Here is a 23571-nt window from a genome sequence, read left to right as displayed (position 1 = left end):
AATATTTAACTTTATGTACATACTAATCACCCAATATTAGTATGTAATTCATAATCAATTTTGTACATCTTTATTCAAGCACGTTTGTACATATTTAAATTATCATTTCTACTCAAGGTAACAGAGAATCGTTCTCTAAGCCCGAATAGTAGAAAAAGTGGTCCTCAAGGTAACAGAGAATCGTTCTCTAAGCCCGAATAGCAGAAAAAGTGGTCCTCAAGGTAACAGAGAATCGTTCTCTAAGCCCGAATGGCAGAAAAAGTGGTCCTCAAGGTAACAGAGAATCGTTCTCTAAGCCCGAATGACAGAAAAAGTGGTCCTCAAGGTAACAGAGAATCGTTCTCTAAGCCCGAATGGCAGAAAAAGTGGTCCTCAAGGTAACAGAGAAGCGTTCTCTAAGCCCGAATGACTAAAAAAGCGAGCATCATGGTAACAGATCCTCTTTCAGAAATACCAATAAGTGAACAAAGTGCCAATCAGTTCAAGCAAACATCCCCCGACCATCTCCTAATAAAATTTTGGTTTTACATATTTAAAATAAATATAGACATTTACAATTTCAAGTATATACATTATAATGAAAGCGATAACAGTTCGGAGGTGCCATTCATGAAAAAAGAGCAGGTAATCAATGAATATCAAGAATATAAAGGATCTGGAAGAAAGCCCGAAGATTTTGATGCATTTTGGGACAAGGCGTTACAAGAGCTAGATAATCAAAGCTTAGATTATACATTAGAAAAAGTAGACATTCCTTCAAAAATTGCGGATTTTTACAATTTATATTTTACGGGGGTAAAAGGGGCAAAAGTAAGATGCCAATATATTCGTCCGAAGAAAATAGAAGGAAAAGTGCCAGGTATGCTAATGTTTCATGGCTACCATGGAGACAGTGGGGATTTTGGTGATAAGCTTTCTTGGGTAACAGAAGGGTTCGCCGTTCTTGCAATGGATTGCCGGGGACAAGGCGGAGAATCAGAGGACCATACAACTGCAAAAGGAACGACATTAAAAGGATTAATTATCCGTGGTGTCGAAGAAGGGCCAGAGAGCCTTTATTATCGAAGTGTATTTTTAGATACTGCTCATGCGGCAAGAATTTTAATGAGCATGGAGGAAGTGGATGAAGAGGCTATTTCTATTCAGGGAGCTTCACAGGGTGGTGCTTTGTCGTTAGTCTGTGCGGCGTTGGAACCGCGGGTGAAAAAAGTAGTCGCGCAATACCCATTCCTTAGCGATTATCGCAAGGTGTTTGAGCTAGATATTAATTCATCTGCATATGAGGAATTGGCATATTGGTTCCGATTCCGGGATCCAATGCATGACAGAGAAGAGGAATTTTTCAATACATTAGAATATATTGATTTACAGCATTTGGCGCCAAGAATTAAGGCGGAAGTGAAATGGGCCATTGCGCTAGAAGATGGAGTTTGTCCGCCGGCAACACAATTTGCTGTATACAATCAGATTTCTTCACCAAAAGAGATGATATTCTTCCCTGAGTACGGCCATGAATATTTGCCGAAGCTAGGAGATAGAGTCAGGGGGTTTTTGTTAAATGATGAGTAAAATGATTGTTTTCAATGAGGATACCTTGGAATTTCATTTAACAAATGGACTTATTAGTTATTTATTTCGCGTCATTGAAAAAACGTCCCAGCTTGAGCATCTTTACTTTGGCAAAGCGATTAGACATCGTGAAAATTTTCAATATTTATTAGAAAGAGAAATTCGTCCTTCCAACAATCAATTAGAGGGGGACCATACCTCTTCTTTAGAACATATAAGACAAGAATATCCTTCCTATGGAACAACTGATTTTCGCACACCGGCTCAGCAAATTCGCTATCCAGAGGGGGATCGAATTTCTGATTTCCGTTACGATTATCATAAAATCCTAGAAGGGAAACCAGCATTAACTGGATTGCCTGCCACCTATGTAGAGGATAAGGAAGAAGCAGAAACGCTAGAAGTAGTATTAAAAGATACGTATTCGGATATAAGCATTCATTTATTTTATACTATTTTCGCTGGAAGAAAGGCGATTGCTAGAAGTGTGAAATTTGTAAATAATGGAGAGCAAGTCTTCGATTTAGAATCGGCCATGAGCTTAAGTCTTGATTTTCCAGATAAAAACTTTGAGCTCGTTCATTTGCATGGTGCTTGGGCACGGGAAAATCATATGGAGCGAAAGCCTGTAATAACGGGTGTTCAAACTATCTCTAGTGCAAGAGGGGCGAGCAGTCATCAGCATAATCCGTTTATGGCACTTGTTCGTCCAGATACGACAGAGCATACAGGAAAAGCTTATGGATTCAGCTTCATTTATAGCGGCAATTTTTTGGCACAAGTTGAAGTTGATACGTATCAAGTGACAAGAGCGATGATTGGAATAAATCCATTCGAGTTCTCTTGGCGATTAAAGCCAAAGGAATCATTTCAAACACCAGAAGCAGTCATTGTTTTTTCGGATGAAGGATTGAATGGCATGAGTCAGACCTTCCATGAGCTTTATCGCACGAGACTTGCTCGAGGCGAATGGCGGGATAAGGAACGACCGATTCTCATCAATAACTGGGAAGCAACCTATTTTGACTTTAACGAGGAAAAGGTTGTCGAAATTGCGAAAAAAGCAGCCGAGCTTGGGGTAGAGCTATTTGTTCTAGATGATGGCTGGTTTGGCGAAAGACATGACGACACTTCTTCCTTAGGAGACTGGTTTGAAAATAAAGACAAATTGCCAAATGGCATAAAGGGTTTAGCAGAGAAGATTCATGCGTTAGGCCTAAAATTCGGTCTATGGTTTGAACCTGAAATGATTAATAAAGGAACAAAGCTTTTTGCAGAGCATCCAGATTGGCTTATTCATGTCCCTGGAAAAAGAACATCCCATGGCAGAAATCAGTTTGTCCTTGACTATTCTCGACAAGAAGTTGTCGATCGTATTTTTGAACAGATGGATGCAATTCTTTCAACGAGCAAAATTGACTATATTAAGTGGGATATGAACCGTTATATTTCTGAGGTATTCTCGATTGCTTTGCCAAAGGAGCAACAAGGGGAAGTGTTCCATCGATATATTTTAGGTGTCTATTCTCTATATGAAAGATTACTTCAAAAATATCCTCACTTGTTAATTGAGTCCTGTGCAGGAGGTGGGGCAAGATTTGACCCAGGTATGCTCTATTATGCTCCGCAAGCATGGGCAAGTGATGATACAGATGCTGTAGAGCGATTGAAAATTCAATATGGTACGTCCATGGTTTATCCACTTTCTAGTATTGGAAGCCATGTATCAGCCGTTCCAAACCATCAAGTTGGTAGAATGACAAGTTTAGATACGCGAGCGAATGTTGCTTTCTTTGGTACTTTTGGCTATGAATTAGACATTACAAAAATGACTGAAGAGGAGCATGCAAAGATAAAGGAGCATATTGCTTTCTTTAAAAAGCATCGCAAGCTGATTCAGCAAGGGACGTTTATCCGTCTACAAAGTCCTTTTACGAAAAATGAAACAGCGTGGATGGTTGTCTCAGAGGATCGAGCAGAAGCAATTGTCGGCTACTATGAAGTTTTAGCAAAGCCAAATAGACCTTACGAGCGTTTGCAGCTAAAAGGCTTAGCAGCAGATAAATTATACACAATAAACAATGAAGTAGTGCGCTATGGCGATGATTTAATGGAAATCGGTCTCCTTTTCGCAGGAAATTATATTGACCGTGCCAGCGAATACTGGTCAAGAGAGCATATAACGGATTACAACAGCAAAATATTTTATTTAACAGCGAAACAATAAAGGAGAAATGAACATGAAAAAGTTCCCAGAAAATTTTTGGTGGGGTGCAGCGACATCAGGACCACAGAGTGAAGGACGATTTAATAAACAACATGCAAATGTATTTGACTACTGGTATGAGAAAGAGCCTGAAGCATTCTATAATCAAGTCGGACCAGATACAGCGTCCAACTTTTATAATAGCTATGTAGAAGATATAGCGTTAATGAAAGAAATTAACTTAAACTCTGTTCGTACTTCTATTCAATGGACACGTTTAATTGATGATTTCGAAACAGCAAGCCTAAATGAAGATGGTGTACGTTTTTATAACAATGTCATCGATGAATTTATTAAGCAAGGGATTACACCTGTAATGAACCTACACCATTTTGATTTGCCAGAAGAGCTATATCATAAATATGGGGGCTGGGAGTCTAAGCATGTTGTCGATCTTTTTGCCAAATATGCTCGCCGTTGCTTCGAATTATTCGGGGATCGCGTAAAGCATTGGTTCACTTTTAATGAGCCAATGGTCATTGTCGATGGTCAATATTTATATCAATTTCATTATCCAAAAGTAGTCGATGGGAAAAAAGCAGTACAGGTAGCATACAATCTAAACCTAGCATCTGCAAAAGCGATTAAAGAATTCCGTGCCTTAAAAATGAATGAGAAGGGTGCAAAAATTGGTACAATCCTAAACTTAACTCCTTCTTATCCAGCAAGTGATAAGAAGGAAGATGTGGAAGCAGGTCGAATTGCAGATCTATGGCGCAATGAAATGTTCCTGCACACAGCTGTTTACGGAGAGTTTCCAAAAGCGTTAGTGGAACTTTTAACAAAGGATAAAGTGATTTGGGAATCAACAGACGAAGAGCTTTCGCTTTTAAAAGAAAATACAATTGATACGCTTGGCGTCAACTTCTATCACCCATCTCGCGTAAAAGCACCAGATGTAGCACCAAATAGTGTCGGAGATTGGATGCCAGATCGTTACTATGATAATTACGCAATGCCAGGCCGCCGTATGAACTTAGATAAGGGATGGGAAATATTCCCTGAAGCCCTTTACGATATTGCCATCAATATTCGCGACAACTACAAAAATATCGAATGGTTCGTATCGGAAAATGGAATGGGTGTTTCCCGTGAAGAACGTTTCTTAAATGAAGAGGGCGTAATCGAGGACGATTACCGCATCGAATTTATCCAAGAGCATTTAGAATGGGTTCATAAAGGAATCGAAGAAGGCTCTAATTGCTACGGCTACCATTTATGGACACCAATCGATTGCTGGAGCTGGATGAACGCCTACCGCAACCGTTATGGATTTATCTCCAATAATATTCATACACAGGTTAAAACCATTAAAAAGTCAGGTCATTGGATCAAAGAAGTAAGTGCCAATAATGGGATTGAATAATTAGTAAGAAGATCATCGCATATCTTTTGCGATGGTCTTTTCTTAAAGCATATAATAATAGTGAAAACGCACACAAAAGTGGAGGTATTCATATGTCGTTATTAGTAATGGATATAGGCGGGTCTTCTGTAAAGTTTGCCGTATGGGAAAAAGAAGAACTAGTGGACAAAGGATCTTTCGTCACACCTAAAACATGGGATGAGATGAAGCAGGAGATGGTCCAGCTAAAAAATAAAATGGAAGCAATATATCAAATTGACGGTGTGGCAATCAGTGCTCCAGGTGCCGTTAACCAGAGCAAAGGTGTCATTGAAGGGGCAAGTGCAGTTCCTTATGTCCATCACTTTCCCATTTTTTTCGAGCTAGAGGAGCTTTTTGGCTGCCCTGTTTCGATGGAAAATGATGCGAACTGTGCAGCGCTTGCGGAAGTATGGAAAGGAGCAGCAAAAGGACTGCAAAATGTTTTGTTTGTTGTTATAGGCTCTGGAATTGGCGGATCAGTTATCGTCGACGGGAAAATACGTCACGGAAAGCATCTATTTGGCGGCGAATTCGGATACATGCTTTTAAAAGATGATCAAACATTCAGCGACCTAGGTACTGCGGTGAAAATGGCACAGCGTTATTCCAAACGGAAGCAATTAGAAAGGGAATTAAGCGGCAAGGAAGTATTTGAGCTCGCAGAACAAGGAGATGACATTGCACAAGAAGAGGTAGAAACATTTTATCACTATTTAGCAACAGGCATCTATAATCTGCAATACAGCTTTGATCCAGAAAAAATCATTATCGGCGGCGGTGTCTCTAGCAAGGAAGACTTACTTGACAAGCTGAACAAATATCTCGAAAAAGTTGTAAAAAGCGCGAAAATCGCTCCATTTGTTCCAGAAGTAGCAATTTGCGAATTTCGAAACGATGCGAATTTAATTGGGGCAGTATATAATTATCAGCTTGCGTTTGGAAGGTAGCGGTCGCAAGAAAAGAGTCGGAGTCGCAAGAAAAGGTGCGAAAGTCGCAAGAAAAAGAGTCGGAGTCGCAAGTAAAGTTGCGAAAGTTGCAAGAAAAGAGTCGGAGTCGCAAGTAAAGGTGTGAAAGTCGCAAGAAAAGAGTCGGAGTCGCAAGAAAAGGTGCGAAGGGCGCAAGAAAAAGAGTCGGAGTCGCAAATAAAGGTGCGAAAGTCGCAAGAAAAAGAGTCGGAGTCGCAAGTAATGTTGCAAAAGTCGCAAGAAAAGAGTCGGAGTCGCAAGAAAAGGTGCGAAAGGCGCAAGAAAAAGAGTCGGAGTCGCAAGTAAAGTTGCAAAAGTCGCAAGAAAAGAGTCGGAGTCGCAAGTAAAGTAGAGAAAGTCGCAAGAAAAACTGGAGAAGGCGCAACTAACTCAGTGAAAGGCGCAAGTAACAGCGCCAAACCCACAAGTAAACTAGCAAAATGCGCATGTAAAACGGCTAAACTCACAAACAAACTGGTACTGTTTCGACGAAGTGGTGATTAACCACCAAATGTTCTACCTAAAGTCTAATAAATTGCTAGTCCACTATGTTTTTTTTTCAAAAAGTAGCAGTTAAAATACTTGGAGAAGAGGGATTGATTATGTATATTGCGAATGAACATAGATATGAAAAGATGAAATACAACCGTGTTGGGAAAAGTGGGTTGAAATTATCGGCGTTATCATTAGGGCTATGGCATAATTTTGGGGATGTTGATTTATTTGAGAATAGTCGTGCTCTTGTGAGAAGAGCGTTTGATCTAGGTATCACGCATTTTGACTTAGCGAATAACTATGGACCTCCTGCTGGTAGTGCGGAAGAGAATTTTGCGAAGATTATGGAAAAGGATATGAGGCCATATCGGGATGAATTAATTATTTCCACGAAAGCAGGCTATGGGATGTGGGCTGGTCCTTATGGAGATGGAGGTTCGAAAAAGTATTTAGTAGCTAGTCTGGATCAAAGCTTAAAGCGAATGGGGCTTGAGTATGTAGATATTTATTATCATCATCGTCCAGATGAAGAGACTCCTTTAGAGGAAACGGCGGAAGCATTGGACTTATTGGTGCGTCAAGGGAAGGCTCTCTATGTTGGCGTTTCGAACTATACTCCAGAGCAAACTAGAGAGATTGCTGAAATTTTTGCAGTGAAAAAAACGCCATTCATTATTCATCAGCCTTCCTATAGCATGTTTAACCGCTGGATTGAAGAAGGCTTGAAGGATGTCCTTGTTGAAAAACAACTTGGGGCTATTGCCTTCAGTCCCCTTGCTCAAGGATTATTGACAGACAGATATCTAAATGGGATTCCAGAAGATTCTCGTGCAAATCGCGAAACGGGGTTATGGCTACATAAAGAAAATGTGGACCAAACGCTTGATAAAGTAAAAGCATTAAACAATATTGCTAAAGAACGAGGGCAAACACTTGCAGAAATGGCGGTTGCTTGGATTTTACGCGATGGAATTGTCACGAGTGTTCTAATTGGTGCAAGTAAAGTGAGTCAGATTGAAGATAATGTGAAAGCTTTAAATAACATTCACTTTAGTAAAGAAGAGCTAGCGGCTATAGACAGCATTTTAATGGCATAAAAAGAGCAAACCCACTGCCCAAGTGGGTTTGCTTATTTTTATTAATCTTCTAAACGCTTAATCATTTCCAAGCACATTCTTGCATTATGGTATGGGCATTTCCATGAATCAACAATATTCTCTGGCGTACTGTATTTAGGATCACGCAGGGAAGAAATAACCTCCCCGTTTGCATCAATGCGGGAGTACCATTCGCCACCCTCTCGTTTATCCAGAATAGACGCTTGAATATATGTCCAAACCTCTTCACTGTATCTTAAATAGTTTGGGATATTTGTTAGTTCATAGGCATTATGAAAGCCAATGACAGCTTCCGCCTGGCCCCACCAGACTCTTGTTGGGCGGATAATGTCGTTTGCCTTGCAATCCATCAGTGATCCATCTTCAGCTCGTCCTTCTCTAGCGACTTCAAGTGCCATCAGCTTATTAATTTCCACTACTTCGGGACGATCAAGCTTTGTTACTTCCATCGCTTCCGTTAATAGCCAGCTTGTTTCAATATCATGCCCAAACGAAAATGTGTCTTTAATACTATTCCAATTTTGATCAAAGGCAGCTTGGCAATAATGCTTTTCATGGTTAAAAATATGTGTATGGAACAGTGTTAATAGATTATCGATTTTATTTAATAGCCCTTCGTCTGGCCAAATTTGGTAGAGTGTTGTATAAGCTTCGATAATATGCAAATGGCTATTTGTTGTAAAAGCAGCCTCCGCTCCTTCATTTAATAAAACATTTTCTTTCTTTGTCCAATCAGCATTAAATTCCTCTAAATAGCCGTTGGAGTCTTCTGAATAGCAAATATTTTCAATGATATGAAATAGGTTTTTGGCTAAGGTTAATACTTCCTCACTTTTTGATATCTTATAGTATTCGCTTAAGCCATAGAGTGCAAAACTTTGTGCATAGACGTGCTTGGAAGAGATGACAGGATCTCCTTTGTAGTCAACAAGCCAATAGATGCCACCATTTTCCTGATCCCAAAGCTTATTTTTCAAAAAATCATAGGCATGGTGTGCTGCTTCTAAATAGGCGGGGTCTTGTTTATATTGATAGGCAGCGGAAAAGGCCCATAGGTTTCTAGCACCTAAAACGCCCCCTTTATGGGCCTCTGGATGCACCTTTAATTGATAATCAACTACTCCGTAAAAACCCCCATACTCCTTATCAACTAAATTCAACCAAAATGGCAAAATACGATTCTCTAACTCTTTGATAAACTCCACTTTTTTCAATGGAAACTCCTCCTTAACAATTCATTTTTTATCCTTTGACAATATTTCGAATCCATTTCTTTGTATAAGTCCTTTTTATACCCAAGAAGGCACGAATAAAATCATGTGAGTTTGCAAGTGCGTAGACTGCAAACAAAGGGAACTGAAAATAAACGCCTAATGCTGCTAGCGGAAGACCAACTAGCCAAACGCCAATCGTATCCAACCACATTACATATTTAGTATCCCCACCAGCTCGAAGGATGCCTACATTGTTGATATAGTTTAAATTTTTGGCAATGGAATAGGGAATATAAACAAAGAAAACGCCATATACAAGTTGTTCTACTTCTGGTGTAAGCTGATAAAGGGATAATACGTGTGGCAAAGCAATCAGAATGAGAATGCCTACAATGACAGATGTGCCTGTTGTAATGCGGATAAAATTCTTTGCATACTGAAAAGCACCGTTCTTATCATTTGCTCCAAGCTGATTTCCGATCATCACAGCAGATGCATCACTTATCCCCGTAAACACACAAGTGAAGATAAAAATAATCGGATCAATCATGGAAATAGCAGCTGTCTGATTCGTTCCCATTGTCGCATAGAGCCAGAAAAAGAGCGTATCCCCAAGCGTCCAAGTACCATGGTTAATAATCGATGGCAATGTAATCTGAAAGTACTGCTTGCTTAAATTACTTCGAAAAACATCGAGATTCTTTTTAATAATCGAAAAAGAAATAAACTCTTTTTTTACAAGAAGCATGAATAAAAGAGCCGTTTGGATGATACGCGCGATTAAGGTTGCAATCGCAGCACCCTCTACGCCAAGTGTTGGTGCCCCGAAGTTTCCATAAATAAGAATGTAGTTTAATAGCGTATTAACTAATAAAGCAATTACGCTATAGTAGGTCGGTTTTCGCACCTCCCCTGTTGTTTTTAAAGCGATTACAAAAATCATCGATAGCGCAGTGAATACATACGAGTAGCCGATGATTTTCAGGAATTCCCCACCCAATTGTTTAACAGACACATCCGAAGAAAAGAAGCCAAGGATTGGAAAGGAGAAGAACTGTGTCAAAAGGGTAAACATAAGAGAAAACACTGCGGTGAGTACGCTTACAAAAATAACGGAACGACTAACCCCATTTTTATTTCGTGCTCCCCAATATTGGGCACAGAAAATCGTTGCCCCACTAGCGAAACCTTGCAGCAATATCGTTGGGATTTGCGTGAATTTATTAGCAATTCCTACAGCTGCAATACTATCTACCCCTAATCTGCCCACCATAATTGAATCAATTATATTGAGACCAGATGTAATCAGAAGTTGAATAGTAATAGGAATAGTGAAATACAACATTTTCCTATAATACTCTTTCTTGGTATCTTCCATTCAGTCACTTTCTTTCTATTAAATTGTCTATTTTTTCTCCCGATTTGGTCTTTACTTATCGGAAGTCGAAATATATAATTAATTTACAACAAAAGTATAGACAATTCAATACAAAACTTTATATTTTATTAAGGACAACGATGAATAGGGGGGAATCTATATGGAATTCATTAAAGGGTTTAGCTTTGGATTCATGAACAAAAGGGGCGAATGGCAAGATGCTAGAACAAAAGAATCACTGCATTTGGTAAAAGAAAGGTGTGCAGTTGAACATATTGTCCTCACAGTTGTAGCAGAACAAGACACGCCACAATCCATCACGATTAATTGGAAGGATCACCCGAATGTAGTCAGTGATGAAGAAACAGTGGAATTAATTGAATGCGCTAACAAAATGGGGTTAAAGGTTATTTTAAAGCCGATGGTTAATGTTTCCGACGGTACGTGGCGTGCACATATTAATTTTTTTGATACCGATGTTCCATGTGAGCCAAAATGGTCAGAGTGGTTTGCTTCCTATAATGCATACATTCTTCACTATGCAAAAATAGCTGAGCAAATGAAGTGCCCAATGTTTGTAATCGGCTGTGAGCTGGTAAATGCAGACAGAAGAGAGTCCGAGTGGCGTAACCTTATTAAGGAGGTTCGCAAAGTTTATAGTGGATTAATTACCTACAATTGTGATAAATACCAAGAGGATGTCTTAAAATGGTGGGATGCGGTCGACGTAATTTCATCTAGCGGCTATTATCCAATTGACGCATGGGAAACACAATTAGATCGTATTGAAAAAGTAGTAGAGAAGCACCAGAAACCATTCTTTTTCTGTGAAGCAGGCTGCCCAAGCTGGACAGGCGGAGAGTTACTTCCAAATGATTGGACAAAAAGAGGCGAGTTCAGCGAAGAAGTCCAAAAAAGATGGTACGAAGCCATGTTCAAAGCAACAAGTAAACGAAGCTGGGTCAAAGGCTTTGCATTATGGGATTGGAAAGCCCATCTCTATCCAATCGAAAAAGCAGGCAGTGATCAAGATTACGCTGTTTATGGGAAAGCTGCTGAGAAGGTAATTAAGGATTATTATTCATCAGTTGGTGGAGAGTAAGGATGTGTAGAGGTTAGTATGGAATGAAGGCTAGTTTTAATGTAGTTAATGGAGGAAGTGGTGTTCACCCAAGAGATGAAAACCAAAAGCAACGGAGCCAAAGGGAAAAGCAGCGTTCATCAAAGAAAGGAAACCCAGAAGCTCTAAACAGCACAAACAAACAGCAACCAAAATAGAAAACACCTAAAATGAACACGCTTACCGTATTACGGAACCACGTAAAAATATTTGTCATTACTTTTATAATAAAAGACTATACAAATTAAAAACTTCATGGTAGAATATGTTTGTAAGCGCTTAATGTAAAGGTTTTAAATATGCTTCAACTCTTTATATGACCTAATTATTTGGAGGGAAAATAAAATGGGGATCAAAAAAGGTAACAAACTATTTCGATTTGGCCTAATTGCTAGTGCAGCTGCGTTAATGCTAGGTGCTTGTAGTAGCGATTCAGAAAAGCAAGGTGAGAAAGGGGCAGACGGTAAAGAGACAATCACTTTCATTAACCACAAAACAGACTGGTCTGGGAATGGTAAATGGGATGAGTACATTGCACAATTTAATGAAGAGCATCCTGACATTGAAGTAAAAGTAGAAACAATTACAGACTATGCAGGCCAAATGCAAATTCGTATGAATTCAAAAGACTATGGCGATGTATTAATGGTTCCAACGACTATTAAGCCAGAAGACAATGCAAACTTTTTTGAGCCACTTGGCGATCAGAAAGAATTAGAAGAAAAATACTTACTATTAACAGACCGTGCATATGACGGTGTATCATACGGTATTCCAATTGCAGTAAATACAACAGGAGTTCTTGTTAATATGAAAGTGTTTAATGATGCTGGAATTACAGAATTCCCAAGAACACCAGAAGATTTCTTAACAGCTTTAGGAAAAATTAAAGAATCGAATCCGGATATTACGCCATTATATACAAACTATGCATCAAACTGGGCAATGTCTAACTGGGATTTCGTACGTGAATCTGCAGCAGGCGATCCAAACTTCACAAATGAGCTAACAACAGATAAAACGCCATTTGATGATGGAAAACCTATGAATACTATTTACAAATTGCTTTATGATTCTGTAAAAGAAGGCTATACAGAAGCAGATCCAACCACAACAGATTGGGAACAATCTAAGCAAGACCTTGCTGATGGAAAAGTGGCGGCAATGGTATTAGGAAGCTGGGCGATTGAACAGGTACAAGCATTAGCAGAAAATCCAGATGATATTCAATTTGCCGCTTTCCCAACTACACATGATGGAAAACAATATACGACAATTGGTGGAGACTACAATATCGGTATTAACGTAAATAGCGAACATAAAGAAGCAGCACGCACTTTCTTAGATTGGTTTGTAGACGAGTCTAATTATGCCGCTGATACTGGAGGCATTTCTCCAATAGTGGGAGCACAATTACCGAATGCGCTTAAATCAATGGAAACAGCTGGCGTGGAATTCTTCCAACCAACACCAGCACCTGCTGGAAAAGAATCATTATTTGCTGATATCAATAATAGCTCTGAAATTGGTTTAGGTACAACAGATGCAACAAAACAACGCATCGTGGATTCTGCTAAAGGAAACACGAAAGAATCTTTCGATGATATCATGAAAGATCTTAACGAAAAATGGGGTAAAGCAATCGAAGACGTTGGTCAATAAGCTAAGAATGATGCTAAATAAAAGACGGAGCTTATAGATTAATGAAAACGGTTAAAAACAACAATTGATAGAAAAGAGTTTTTAAAAATGGGGGTTATCTTAAAAGAGTCAATCTCTTAAGATAACCTTCGTTAATTATAAGTTTAGGCAAATAGACGAAACACAGCAAGAGAATACCACCATACTTTGTAGCTATTATTTATTCATTGTACGTTTGCTATAACAAAAGAGAGTTTCGTCTTTGTTAATTTCAAATTTTGCTCCGGCGCCAACAGAGGTGAAAAATTTTCCATAAATAGGCGTTATCGAAAGAATAAAGAGGTGTAGGCAAGATGAATAAATTTAAATTGGGATACGATGGGCAAAGAAGATTAATCATTGTATTGTTCTCCGCACTACCAGTATTTTTGCTTTTGTTATTTTCATATTACCCATTATTAAAAATGGTCCAGTATAGCTTTACAAATTGGAATGGAATAAGCCCAACAAGTGAAAATGTTGGCTGGGATAACTATATTCGCATTTTTACTACTCCTGAATATTTCTCTGTTTTTAAAGTGAGTTTATATTATTTCTTTGCAACATTTGTGCAGTTAGGAATCGCTTTATATTTTGCAACAGTTTTAACCTTTAAAGTGAAATTTGCGAATCTTTGGAAAGGGATTCTTTTCTTCCCATACTTATTGAATGGGGTAGCAATCGGATTTATTTTCTTATACTTCTATAAAGGAGGAGGTACGTTAGATACAGTACTATCTTTCTTAGGATTAGAAGATCAAATCCGTTTATGGTTAGGAGATCGCTCGATTAATAACATATCGATGGCCTTTACTTCTATCTGGCGTTATATGGGCTTTAACTTTATTATTTTTCTTGGGGCTATTCAGTCTATTGATTCAGAAATTTATGAAGCTGCAGAGATTGATGGAGCAAATCGCTGGCAGCAATTCCGATATATTATCATGCCAAGCATTAAACAAATTATTTTCTTAAATATCATTCTTGGTATTAGTGGATCGCTTAGCGTATTCGAAATTCCTTACATTATGACAGGCGGATCAAACGGTACGAAGACATTCGTTATCCAGACAATCGACACGGCCTTTAAGTTTAGCAAAGTAGGATTAGCCTCTGCGATGGCATTAGTATTACTTGTTATTGTTATTGTTGTGACATTGCTACAGCAATACTTAACAAGAGAGAAAGGAGCGAAATAGCATGAAATCACAAGCAGGATATGAAAAACAAGCAGGAATAAAAGGCGAAAATGGATTAACGAATGCGATGATAATCAAGAATATCCTTGGATTCATCGTAAAATATGGAAGTTTGCTACTCGGAGCAGCCGTTGCCATTATCCCTGTTTTAGTTGTGATTATTGGCTCCTTTAAATCGAAGCAGGAATTTTTAACAACAGGTGTGCTAGCATTGCCGAAGAATTTTACCTTCGACAATTATGTAACTGCTTTTGTTGATGGCCAAATGCTCACTGGCTTTAAAAATACGATTCTCATCTTTATTGCATCGATTATTGGAAAGCTCCTTTTAGGAACAATGATCGCATATGTACTTGATCGCTTTAATTTTAAAATGAAGAAGGTTATTCTTGCCCTATTCCTTATTGCAACACTAATTCCTGGGATAACAACACAGGTAGCAACCTTCCAAATTATAAATGGAATGGGATTATTTAATACGATTTGGTCTGTTATTGTTCTTAACTTAGGAACGGATGTAATTGCCGTCTATATCTTTTTACAGTATTTAAAGAACATTCCTGTTTCTTTAGATGAAGCAGCCATTTTGGAAGGAGCATCTTATTTTACCATCTACCGTAAAATCATTCTTCCATTATTAAAAGCGCCGATGATTACCATTCTAATCATCAGTGGAGTAGGAATTTACAATGACTTCTACAATCCATTTCTTTACATGCCATCACCAGACTTGAAGGTAATTTCAACAGCATTGTTTGCCTTCAAAGGTCCATACGGCACAGATTGGCCAGTTATTCTTGCTGGAGTTATCATTGTAATTCTGCCAATTTTAATTGTATTCTTAACATTACAGAAGCATATTTATAACGGTGTTTCTGGTTCGGTGAAATAAGGTTTATAAGAGAAAAGGGGATGGCACTTCATAAGGTGCTATCCCCTGTTTTTTGTTAATTTGGTCTTGGTACAATATATTTTGTCAAAAAAATGGTTAGCGGTGGAGCGAAGAAGAGGAATACTAATAAATTGATGCGTACGAGAAAACTAATCGCAATTAAGGTTGCAAGTATTATAATACTGTTGAAAAAACGTCGAATACATGTATCAAAAGCGAGTGCATAAATCCACTTTTTCTTTTCATTGCCTTTCGGCGGATAAGCTAGAAAATAAATGCAGTAAATATAATAAATCCATGCAAAAAAAGTAAAGAAAACAAGTGGGAATTGAAAAAAGCCAAGCATTGGACTAACAGCAATAAAAGAATAATAAACAGAGATTAAACTAATTACAGTCAGGAAAAAGACAACAAAGGAAAGCAATTTATTGTCCTTATGTTTTTGAAAAGCTTCTTCAAAAGAAATCCGAATACTATATTCCACCTCGTTATGAATACTCTCAATGGCATGAATCAAACCAATGCCAGCAGGTACTAAACCATAAACAAAGCCACCGCGTAAAAGATACATCCAAAAATAAAACCCAGCAGTCGTATACTGAGCCACTCTGTTGATGAAAAGTATAATCTTATTATTCAATATGTTCACCCTTTTAATGTCTATATGTTAGTTATACATGCAAACAAGGGGATAATCAATAGGGAAAGGAAGGTATTTCATTCCCTTCCTTTTAAAAATGGAATGTATTCTTCTTCAACCGATTAACAATATACTCAGCCTGAACAACCATAAAAAATAAAAACAATGGAATAGCAAGCACGACAAGCTTTCGGTGCCAATGCAAATTGCGGTGGAGTAAATAGGAAGAAAATAAATTAGTCAGCACCATGTTCAACAAGTTGGTCATATAAATTCACCCTTTTTTTCTTTTAGTTTGATAACAAAGGGTCATTCTTATTCAAGTGCTTATATGGAAAAGCAATCAAGAATACTTTTATATAAGAAAGAAAAAAGGGAATTCCTGTCCTTTTGCTAGCTTTTTTTCTATATAAAAGAAAAAAGGAGTTGTTGAAATGACAATAGGATTTGATTGTGCGACAAAATTAACGGAGAAAATGGCGAGGGATTTAAAGGGGGCAGGCTTTGAATATGCCGCGCGATATTTGGGATCAAGTTGGAAGTCATTTGATAAAAAGGAGGCAGAGATTATTCAAAAAGCAGGAATCAAGCTAATTAGCATTTTTCAAAAAAGTGCCAATAAACTTTCCTATTTTACCGAAAAGCAAGGAATCACAGATGGAAAAGACGCAGAAAAATGGGCTAAAGCAGTCGATCAACCAGAAGGAACGGCAATCTATTTTGCCGTTGATTGTGATATAACGGGTAAGCAAATGGCAAATATCCAAACCTATTTATCAGCCGTGAAAAAGCAATTGCCGTCCTATAAGGTAGGGATTTATGGTTCCTATGCGGTGATGTATGCGATGAAGAACGATGCCGATTATTTTTGGCAAACCTATGCGTGGTCCCGCGGGGAAGTAGCACCATTTATTCACATGTATCAGCACGAGAATAATATTATCATCGAAGGGGTCAATATCGATCGAAATCGAATTATGCAAAGTCCAGGACATTGGGGAGCGGCGGAAGCTGTGCAGACCAGTAAGTATACTGTTCAACAGGAAACGGGCGCTTTTCTGACAGCTGCTGATGCCAAATCTGGGAAAAATAAAAAAGGGACCGTCAAGCCGGGAACCTATGCAATTTTTAATACCTCCCAAGGAATGATAAATGTTACGAAAGTGGAGGGCAAGCCGGGATCTTGGATCAATCCCCATCATGAAACGATTCATATTGTGTCAAGTGGGGAAACGTTAACGAAAATCGCGAAAACCTATAGCACCACCATTCAAGCGATTCAAGCAAAGAATCCGCAGATTAAGAATATTAACCTTATCTATGTGGGCCAGGTAATAAAAATATAATTTGACTAGACAAATTATGGTATTAATAAAGGGTTTTCAAGAGAGGATAGCGAATGAATAAATGAGGTGAATAAAAAGATGAAATCATTTGAGAAAGAAGTTCGATGGGGAATTATTGGCTGTGGAGACGTAACAGAGGTTAAAAGCGGACCAGGGTTTCAGCTCGCTGAAAATTCTAAGCTAGTCGCTGTAATGAGGCGGAATGGCGAATTGGCAAAAGATTATGCAGAGCGTCATCATGTTCCTAAATGGTATGACGATGCAAAAGCTTTGATTAATGATCCAGAGGTTGATGCTGTTTATATCGCTACCCCTCCAGGTTTTCATAAAGAATACACGATTCTTGCAGCTAAAGCAGGCAAACCAGTGTATGTAGAAAAACCAATGGCAAGAAATTATCAGGAATGTCAAGACATGATTGAAGCATGTAAACAAGCAGAGGTACCTTTATTTGTAGCCTATTATCGACGAGCACTTCCTCGTTTTTTGAAAATAAAAGAAATCATCGACAGCGGCGTATTAGGGGATATTCGATTTGTGCGAACAATCCAATATCAGCCAGCGTTAAAAGATGATCAAGCATGGAGAGTGCAGCCCGAGCTTGCTGGCGGCGGCCTTTTCCTTGATTTAGCAAGTCATACATTAAATATTCTTGATTTTCTGTTTGGTCCCATTAAAGAAGCAAAAGGATTCGCATCCAATCAAAATGGCAGCTACCAAGCGGAAGATATCGTAACCGGCACCTATCTATTTGAGTCAGGCGTTCACGGGACAGGCACTTGGTGTTTCAGTGCCCATGACCATATCGACGAAAACGAAATCGTCGGCAGCAAAGGCAAACTTACTTTCGCAACCTTTGGCAACGGCCCAATTACCTTCACGACTCCAGAATCAAAAGAAGAGTGGGTAATCGAAAATCCTCGCCACATCCAACAGCATCTGATTCAATTGATGGTGGATGAATTAACAGGAAAAGGAACTAGCCCAAGCACAGGTGTTAGTGGAGCAAGAACGAATTGGGTAATGGACCAGCTGATAAAAGGGTATTATCAATAATAAAACGGGGAGAAAAACATTTCTTTTGGGGAGTGTTTCTTTTTTTGGTGGGAGGAAGTGTGAAAGTGTATGGGGGAAGAACTGCTGAAGTTATTAGAGGAATTTGAAAACCAGATTAAGATGGGATTTTGTTTTGATGGACCGGTTTGAGGAGGAGCCGTCTCTGAGCCCAAAAGCAAGAAAAAGCAGAGGAAAAGGTAACAGAGGAGCCGTCTCTGAGCCCGAAAGCAAGGAAAAGCAGAGGAAAAGGTAACAGAGAAGCCGTCTCTGAGCCCGAAAGCAAGAAAAAGCAGAGGAAAAGGTAACAGAGAAGCGGTCTCTGTGCCCGAAAGCAAGAAAAAGTAGAGGAAAAGGTAACAGAGAAGCGGTCTCTGTGCCCGAAAGCAAGAAAAAGTAGAGGAGAAGGTAACAGAGAAGCCGTCTCTGAGCCCAAAAGCAAGGAAAAGCAGAGGAAAAGGTAACAGAGAAGCCGTCTCTGAGCCCAAAAGCAAGAAAAAGCAAAGGAAAAGGTAACAGAGGAGCTGTCTCTGAGCCCAAAAGCAAGAAAAAGCAGAGGAAAAGGTAACAGAGAAGCCGTCTCTGAGCCCAAAAACAAGAAAAAGCAGAGGAAAAGGTAACAGAGAAGCCGTCTCTGAGCCCAAAAGCAAGAAAAAACAGAGGAAAAGGTAACAGAGAAGCCGTCTCTGAGCCCAAAAGCAAGAAAAAGCAGAGGAAAAGGTAACAGAGGAGCCGTCTCTGAGCCCAAAAACAAGAAAAAGTAGAGGGAAAGGTAACAGAGAAGCCGTCTCTGAGCCCGAAAGCAAGAAAAAGTAGAGGAAAAGGTAACAGAGAAGCCGTCTCTGTGCCCGAAAGCAAGAAAAAGTAGAGGAGAAGGTAACAGAGAAGCCGTCTCTGAGCCCAAAAGCAAGGAAAAGCAGAGGAAAAGGTAACAGAGAAGCGGTCTCTGTGCCCGAAAGCAAGAAAGATGGAAACAGAGATTATAGAAGAAATGAACCCCACATTCCCCATCCCACCAAAAAAATCCCAGAGCAACTACTATGCTCTGGGATGGAAACACTGCCTTTATTAACTATCTTTAGAACTGCTTGTGGCTCTACGTATAAACAGGGAAAGAACTAAGGCGACGCTGGCAATAATGGTTGCGACGAGAAAGGCGTCGTTTATTCCGCTGATGGTAGATGCTTGTGCTGCTTTTCCGTAGATGGTGGAGATGGCAAGTGTTTGACCTGCTCCTACTGGAAGTCCAGTTAGGCTTGCTAACCCTTGACCCAACTGTGCAAACTTTTCTGCGATAAACGGATTGGCAGAAGAGATGATGTTGTTATAGTTATCTAAATGAAATGCTGTACGATTTGTCATGACGGTGATTAAGAAAGCAGTTCCGATACTTCCGGCAACGGTTCTTGCTGTATTGGATACAGCTGTACCGTAGCTTGTTAAGTTTAAGGGAAGCTGATTCATTCCTTCTGTCATAACGGTCATCATAATAAAGGACATTCCAAACATCCGGAAAATATAGAGCATCATCAAATGTGAATAGGATGTCTGCATGGTTAATTGGGTGAATCCCCATGTCGTTAAAACAGTGATAATTAAACCGATGACTGCAAGTGGTCTTGCACCAAAGCGGTCAAATAGCTTTCCGGCAATTGGAGACATGATTCCCATGATGATGGCACCTGGTAACATTAATAATCCAGAATCCAATGCGGTAAAGCCACGAATATTTTGTAAGTATATAGGCAGAAGCAGCATTGCTGCAAACATGGCCATATTTACAATCATGCTTATTAAGGTTGTTAAGGTAAAGATACTATATTTGAATACACGCAAATCAATCATAGGTGCTTCCGTTGTAAGTTCTCTCCATACGAATAGGCATAAGAAAATAACACCAATCACAAGGGAAAGAACAACTACTTTACTATCCCAGCCGTTGTTCCCAGCCTCACTGAATCCGTATAGCAAGGATCCTAGGCCAACAGTACAAGTAATAAAGCCGATGGTATCAAAGACTGGATTCGAAACTTTAGTGACATCCTTCATCCAAATAATGGCAATAATTAAATCAAGAATGCCGATAGGGATAACTAGCTCGAATAATACTCTCCAAGAGTAATGGCCGATTAACCAGCCGGATAAAGTGGGACCGATGGCAGGGGCGAAAATCATTACAACACCCATAATGCCCATCGCAGTTCCGCGTTTTTCTGGTGGGAAAATGATTAAGAAAACGGTCATCAACAGTGGCATTAATAAGCCTGCTCCTGCTGCTTGGATGATGCGTCCTATTAAGAGCATGGAAAAACCAACAGAGGTTGCACACACAACCGAACCAATGGTAAAAGCAGAAATCGCTCCAATAAGTAATTTCCTTGTTCCAAATTTATTTATCAAAAATGGAGTGATTGGGATAAACACACCATTTGTTAGCATATATCCAGTGGATAGCCATTGGACGGTGCTTGTAGATACATTTAAATCATTCATAATATGTGGAATGGCCACATTTAATAAGGTCTGGTTAAGAATCGCCACAAATGCGCCAAGCATCAGGGCAACAATTACTTTGCCGCGGTTTATTTCTTCGCCAGTGTCAAGTGGTTTATAAGGAGCTTTCTCCTTATTCGCTTCCTTCGTTTGTGAGAGTTCCTCTTCCTCTTTCGACTCTACTGAAGCTTTCTCATGGAACTCAACAGAGGATTCAGCAGCACTTTCATTCTCCCGTTTCTCTTCAATCAACTCTATTTGTTCCTCATGAGTTTCTCCCACATCCGCTTCCTTAGACGCTTCTACAGGTTTAGCTAGATCCGATTTTTCAAGGGATGGCTGAATGTCATTATTCCTCTTTGCATCATCTAGGACGTTTTCTGGTTTCGCCACTATTTTCTTTTTTCGTAAAAAAAGATTGATGATTAGGAGCAGGAGGATGCTTACGATAATATAGCTTGTGATGTAAGTGGTCATATCCATCACCTACTTATGAATTCTTACGGAAACGTTCATACCTGGAATTAGTTTTAGGCCGCCGTAATTATCGATGGAGATGGTTACGGGTATGACTTGTGTTTCTTTTGTGTAGTTTCCTGAGCTGTTGTTGCTTGGCAGTAGGGAGAAGGTTCCTGCTGTTGCAAGTCCTAGGCTGTCTACTTTACCTGTTAGAACTGTATCTGGATAGGAGTCTACGTATAAGTCTACTTCTTGGCCGACTTTTACTTTATTGATGTCTGTTTCGTCGATGTTTGCTGTAACCCAAAGATTATCTAAATCATAGCTTTTTGCTAGGGATGTTCCTGCTGCAATATAAGTATTTGGTACGGCGCTTGATTGAACGATGGTGCTATTTTCTGGAACGGTAATATCCATATCAGTTGTGCCTGATTCTGTTACAACTTCTACAGTACCAATTTTTTGGTTTTTATTAAAAGAAGTACCTGTTTCGCCTTTCCATTCTGTTAGTTTCCCTGTAGCTGGTGATGCGATGCTAATTTGTTGTCCGGCGATTTGGGCATTGTCTGTTTTAATATAGGAGATTGATTGGTCGTAGAAGTAATAACCGGCAAATCCTCCTCCTACTAAAACGATTAAAAGGATAATATTTAATAAAATCATGCGTTTACTATTCATAGTTGTTCCTCCTCAATTTCACTTAAAATGGCTAATATTTTCCCATTTAGTTCTAGTATTTTGTTTATTTCTTCTTCAGGAAGCTCCATCACTTCTTTAACTTTTTTTGATAGAGTAGATGTTCCAGCAAAGTATTGTTTCATAATGCTGTGTCCTTCTTCCGTTAGTTGGATATTTACCGCTCGACGATTGTCTTCAGGAATGGTTCGTTCAATTAATTGTCGTTGGGATAGTCGATCGATAATTCCGCTAACGGTGCTTTTCGTTAAAGAGAGCTTTGTCGCTAGTTCTCCGATTCCGATATCAGGTTGGAAGTAGATTCTGTACAGTGTTTTAAGCTGTACGGCTGTTAAGTCCAATTTGTTCGCATCTAGCTGGACAAGGTGGTTATAGGCTTTATGAATCCGGGAATAAGAGCGAATTAATTCGTTATTTAACGACCCGTTCATCTGAAAATTCTCCCTTTCTATTGTTTTTATTAAAACTGTTCGTATACGAACTATTGGATTCTCGCATATATTTTTACTTTAGTCAATTGTTTTCTTAAGAGGAGTTATTTGGGTTGGCTTTCGTTATATAGGCTATAGCATTTTGTACCAAAAGGCGGTCGAACGATTTAACGCTGGAAAAATATTTTCGCTATCTTAGTTTCTTCTATTCTTAAATGGATTATCCTTGTCTTCGATTAAAGATAGAAAGGCATCAACTACAATTGGATCGAATTGTTTTCCTTTGTTACATTTTATTTCTTCTAGGATGTGGTCTAATTGGAGTTCCTGTCGATAGACGCGCTGGGATGACATTGCGTCAAAGCTGTCGGCAACTGCAACAATCCGAGCAACTAATGGAATCTCTTCTCCTTTTAACCCTTTTGGATATCCCTTACCATCAAATCGTTCATGGTGATGGAGGACAATATCGAGTATGCCATTATTCTTATATTGCTTCACATGTTTAATAATTTCGTATCCCTTTATTGGATGCGATTTAATTAATTCATATTCTTCCTTGGTTAAATTTCCGGGCTTTGTTAATATGCTTTCTGGTATGCCAATTTTTCCAATATCATGAAGCAGGCCTCCGATATGAATGACATGGCATAAAGAAGGGGGTAAATTCATTTCTTCTGCAATTTCCATGGCATATTTTGCTACATTTTTAGAATGATGCATCGTATAGGAATCTCTAGAATCTAACGCATTGGAAAGCACCTTTGTTAACGCTAAGTTATCTTCAAGCACTCTTTGAACTCTAGACATAAGGCCAACCGAAATAAGGCTGATTAGTAAATAGGTCAATAAATAGGTAATAAAGGTAGACATAGTGAGTGATTGATCTTTGATGAAAAAAAATCTACAGGAAACTACCAAGAAAGTAAGTAAGAAAATTACCCAAAAGGGACTTTGATAAAAGCCGATTCCTAGAAAAATGGAACATAGAATATAGAAGATAAAATAGTTTTCGTGATTTTCAAAAATACAGAGATTCAATATGATATTAATAAATAAAACTCAACTTTCGCACCAAAAAAATAAGTGCAAATCGTTAGTTGTATTGCGTCTATGGTCTATTAAATATGTTGCTTGACAGTGTTTAATAAAATGAAATAACACCTCATT

The 23571-nt window shown here is 38.9% G+C and carries 21 protein-coding genes; 13 read left to right on the top strand and 8 right to left on the bottom strand.

Annotated features, from left to right (window positions below):
• Positions 1–609 precede the first annotated feature (609 nt).
• From ACTQ5K_RS23015 to mgrA, 6 genes are all read left to right on the top strand, one after another.
• Positions 610–1569: an acetylxylan esterase gene (locus tag ACTQ5K_RS23015; protein ID WP_048717708.1), complete on the top strand. Its 960-nt coding sequence runs from the start codon at positions 610–612 to the stop codon at positions 1567–1569.
• Positions 1562–3796 carry an alpha-galactosidase gene (locus tag ACTQ5K_RS23010; protein WP_048717711.1) on the top strand — a complete coding sequence of 745 codons (2235 nt, stop codon included), beginning with the start codon at positions 1562–1564 and terminating at the stop codon, positions 3794–3796. The genes ACTQ5K_RS23015 and ACTQ5K_RS23010 overlap by 8 nt, the downstream gene beginning before the upstream one ends.
• 13 nt (positions 3797–3809) lie before the next feature.
• Positions 3810–5201: a glycoside hydrolase family 1 protein gene (locus ACTQ5K_RS23005; protein ID WP_048717707.1), complete on the top strand. Its 1392-nt coding sequence runs from the start codon at positions 3810–3812 to the stop codon at positions 5199–5201.
• A 92-nt stretch (positions 5202–5293) separates the two neighbouring features.
• Entirely contained in the window at positions 5294–6169 is an 876-nt protein-coding gene (locus tag ACTQ5K_RS23000) for an ROK family protein (RefSeq protein WP_048717706.1), read from the top strand.
• Complete coding sequence (locus ACTQ5K_RS22995) at positions 6129–6293, top strand: hypothetical protein (RefSeq protein WP_441994351.1); 165 nt, start codon at positions 6129–6131, stop codon at positions 6291–6293. Before ACTQ5K_RS23000 ends, ACTQ5K_RS22995 begins: the two co-directional genes overlap by 41 nt.
• 493 nt (positions 6294–6786) lie before the next feature.
• On the top strand, positions 6787–7779 hold the full coding sequence (gene mgrA, locus ACTQ5K_RS22990) for an L-glyceraldehyde 3-phosphate reductase (protein ID WP_192840942.1): 993 nt from the start codon (positions 6787–6789) through the stop codon (positions 7777–7779).
• A gap of 41 nt (positions 7780–7820) precedes the next feature.
• Here the strand turns inward: mgrA and ACTQ5K_RS22985 are convergent, their stop codons facing one another.
• Both ACTQ5K_RS22985 and ACTQ5K_RS22980 read right to left on the bottom strand, forming a co-directional pair.
• Entirely contained in the window at positions 7821–9005 is a 1185-nt protein-coding gene (locus tag ACTQ5K_RS22985; RefSeq protein ID WP_239687074.1) for an AGE family epimerase/isomerase, read from the bottom strand.
• 37 nt (positions 9006–9042) lie between these two features.
• Positions 9043–10392 (bottom strand): MATE family efflux transporter, encoded by a 1350-nt coding sequence (locus ACTQ5K_RS22980; RefSeq protein ID WP_048717702.1) that lies wholly within the window; start codon positions 10390–10392, stop codon positions 9043–9045.
• 160 nt (positions 10393–10552) lie between these two features.
• Here ACTQ5K_RS22980 and ACTQ5K_RS22975 point away from each other — a divergent pair, with 160 nt between their 5' ends.
• The 5 genes from ACTQ5K_RS22975 (at position 10553) to ACTQ5K_RS22955 (ending at position 15283) form a co-directional block, all read left to right on the top strand.
• Entirely contained in the window at positions 10553–11494 is a 942-nt protein-coding gene (locus tag ACTQ5K_RS22975; RefSeq protein ID WP_048717701.1) for a glycoside hydrolase family 113, read from the top strand.
• 23 nt (positions 11495–11517) lie between these two features.
• Positions 11518–11670, top strand: a complete 153-nt coding sequence (locus ACTQ5K_RS22970) for a hypothetical protein (RefSeq protein WP_160314252.1) — start codon at positions 11518–11520, stop codon at positions 11668–11670.
• Between the two features lie 187 nt (positions 11671–11857).
• Positions 11858–13174, top strand: coding sequence for an ABC transporter substrate-binding protein (locus ACTQ5K_RS22965; protein ID WP_192840941.1), 1317 nt, complete (start codon positions 11858–11860; stop codon positions 13172–13174).
• Positions 13175–13506: 332 nt separating this feature from the next.
• The gene (locus ACTQ5K_RS22960; RefSeq protein WP_048717700.1) at positions 13507–14391 is read left to right on the top strand and encodes a carbohydrate ABC transporter permease; all 885 of its coding nucleotides are present in this window, start codon (positions 13507–13509) and stop codon (positions 14389–14391) included.
• Positions 14392–14458: 67 nt separating this feature from the next.
• Positions 14459–15283 carry a carbohydrate ABC transporter permease gene (locus ACTQ5K_RS22955; protein WP_048717709.1) on the top strand — a complete coding sequence of 275 codons (825 nt, stop codon included), beginning with the start codon at positions 14459–14461 and terminating at the stop codon, positions 15281–15283.
• Between the two features lie 55 nt (positions 15284–15338).
• Here the strand turns inward: ACTQ5K_RS22955 and ACTQ5K_RS22950 are convergent, their stop codons facing one another.
• Together ACTQ5K_RS22950 and ACTQ5K_RS22945 are read right to left on the bottom strand one after the other, a co-directional pair.
• Positions 15339–15923 (bottom strand): hypothetical protein, encoded by a 585-nt coding sequence (locus ACTQ5K_RS22950; RefSeq protein WP_048717699.1) that lies wholly within the window; start codon positions 15921–15923, stop codon positions 15339–15341.
• 91 nt (positions 15924–16014) lie between these two features.
• Positions 16015–16191: a hypothetical protein gene (locus tag ACTQ5K_RS22945; RefSeq protein WP_155986783.1), complete on the bottom strand. Its 177-nt coding sequence runs from the start codon at positions 16189–16191 to the stop codon at positions 16015–16017.
• Between the two features lie 166 nt (positions 16192–16357).
• Between ACTQ5K_RS22945 and ACTQ5K_RS22940 the strand changes: the two genes are divergently transcribed.
• Both ACTQ5K_RS22940 and ACTQ5K_RS22935 read left to right on the top strand, forming a co-directional pair.
• Positions 16358–17269: a glycoside hydrolase domain-containing protein gene (locus ACTQ5K_RS22940; RefSeq protein WP_048717698.1), complete on the top strand. Its 912-nt coding sequence runs from the start codon at positions 16358–16360 to the stop codon at positions 17267–17269.
• Between the two features lie 78 nt (positions 17270–17347).
• Complete coding sequence (locus tag ACTQ5K_RS22935; protein WP_048717697.1) at positions 17348–18325, top strand: Gfo/Idh/MocA family protein; 978 nt, start codon at positions 17348–17350, stop codon at positions 18323–18325.
• Between the two features lie 1065 nt (positions 18326–19390).
• Here the strand turns inward: ACTQ5K_RS22935 and ACTQ5K_RS22930 are convergent.
• The 4 genes from ACTQ5K_RS22930 to ACTQ5K_RS22915 all read right to left on the bottom strand — a co-directional run bounded on the left by ACTQ5K_RS22930 (position 19391) and on the right by ACTQ5K_RS22915 (position 23211).
• Positions 19391–21292 carry a DHA2 family efflux MFS transporter permease subunit gene (locus ACTQ5K_RS22930; protein WP_441131569.1) on the bottom strand — a complete coding sequence of 634 codons (1902 nt, stop codon included), beginning with the start codon at positions 21290–21292 and terminating at the stop codon, positions 19391–19393.
• 9 nt (positions 21293–21301) lie between these two features.
• Positions 21302–21952 carry an HlyD family secretion protein gene (locus ACTQ5K_RS22925; RefSeq protein ID WP_031536156.1) on the bottom strand — a complete coding sequence of 217 codons (651 nt, stop codon included), beginning with the start codon at positions 21950–21952 and terminating at the stop codon, positions 21302–21304.
• On the bottom strand, positions 21949–22401 hold the full coding sequence (locus ACTQ5K_RS22920; RefSeq protein WP_031536157.1) for a MarR family winged helix-turn-helix transcriptional regulator: 453 nt from the start codon (positions 22399–22401) through the stop codon (positions 21949–21951). Before ACTQ5K_RS22920 ends, ACTQ5K_RS22925 begins: the two co-directional genes overlap by 4 nt.
• A gap of 195 nt (positions 22402–22596) precedes the next feature.
• Positions 22597–23211, bottom strand: coding sequence for an HD-GYP domain-containing protein (locus ACTQ5K_RS22915; RefSeq protein ID WP_235252684.1), 615 nt, complete (start codon positions 23209–23211; stop codon positions 22597–22599).
• Between the last annotated feature and the right edge of the window lie 360 nt (positions 23212–23571).

Origin of the sequence: Niallia sp. Sow4_A1, from assembly GCF_052116745.1 — a bacterium.
Taxonomy (GTDB): Bacteria; Bacillota; Bacilli; order Bacillales; family Cytobacillaceae; genus Niallia; species Niallia hominis.
The sequence above is the reverse complement of the archived record's forward strand: the minus strand, read 5'-3'. Positions and strand labels throughout refer to the sequence as shown.

Excerpts from the sequence above, each read along its gene's own strand:
- ACTQ5K_RS23015 (WP_048717708.1), top strand. The coding sequence starts at position 610 with ATGAAAAAAGAGCAGGTAATCAATGAATATCAAGAATATAAAGGATCT.
- ACTQ5K_RS23010 (WP_048717711.1), top strand. The coding sequence starts at position 1,562 with ATGAGTAAAATGATTGTTTTCAATGAGGATACCTTGGAATTTCATTTA.
- ACTQ5K_RS23005 (WP_048717707.1), top strand. The coding sequence starts at position 3,810 with ATGAAAAAGTTCCCAGAAAATTTTTGGTGGGGTGCAGCGACATCAGGA.
- ACTQ5K_RS23000 (WP_048717706.1), top strand. The coding sequence starts at position 5,294 with ATGTCGTTATTAGTAATGGATATAGGCGGGTCTTCTGTAAAGTTTGCC.
- ACTQ5K_RS22980 (WP_048717702.1), bottom strand. The coding sequence starts at position 10,392 with ATGGAAGATACCAAGAAAGAGTATTATAGGAAAATGTTGTATTTCACT.
- ACTQ5K_RS22975 (WP_048717701.1), top strand. The coding sequence starts at position 10,553 with ATGGAATTCATTAAAGGGTTTAGCTTTGGATTCATGAACAAAAGGGGC.
- ACTQ5K_RS22970 (WP_160314252.1), top strand. The coding sequence starts at position 11,518 with ATGAAGGCTAGTTTTAATGTAGTTAATGGAGGAAGTGGTGTTCACCCA.
- ACTQ5K_RS22965 (WP_192840941.1), top strand. The coding sequence starts at position 11,858 with ATGGGGATCAAAAAAGGTAACAAACTATTTCGATTTGGCCTAATTGCT.
- ACTQ5K_RS22960 (WP_048717700.1), top strand. The coding sequence starts at position 13,507 with ATGAATAAATTTAAATTGGGATACGATGGGCAAAGAAGATTAATCATT.
- ACTQ5K_RS22955 (WP_048717709.1), top strand. The coding sequence starts at position 14,459 with ATGATAATCAAGAATATCCTTGGATTCATCGTAAAATATGGAAGTTTG.
- ACTQ5K_RS22945 (WP_155986783.1), bottom strand. The coding sequence starts at position 16,191 with ATGACCAACTTGTTGAACATGGTGCTGACTAATTTATTTTCTTCCTAT.
- ACTQ5K_RS22940 (WP_048717698.1), top strand. The coding sequence starts at position 16,358 with ATGACAATAGGATTTGATTGTGCGACAAAATTAACGGAGAAAATGGCG.
- ACTQ5K_RS22935 (WP_048717697.1), top strand. The coding sequence starts at position 17,348 with ATGAAATCATTTGAGAAAGAAGTTCGATGGGGAATTATTGGCTGTGGA.
- ACTQ5K_RS22930 (WP_441131569.1), bottom strand. The coding sequence starts at position 21,292 with ATGACCACTTACATCACAAGCTATATTATCGTAAGCATCCTCCTGCTC.
- ACTQ5K_RS22925 (WP_031536156.1), bottom strand. The coding sequence starts at position 21,952 with ATGAATAGTAAACGCATGATTTTATTAAATATTATCCTTTTAATCGTT.
- ACTQ5K_RS22920 (WP_031536157.1), bottom strand. The coding sequence starts at position 22,401 with ATGAACGGGTCGTTAAATAACGAATTAATTCGCTCTTATTCCCGGATT.
- ACTQ5K_RS22915 (WP_235252684.1), bottom strand. The coding sequence starts at position 23,211 with ATGTCTAGAGTTCAAAGAGTGCTTGAAGATAACTTAGCGTTAACAAAG.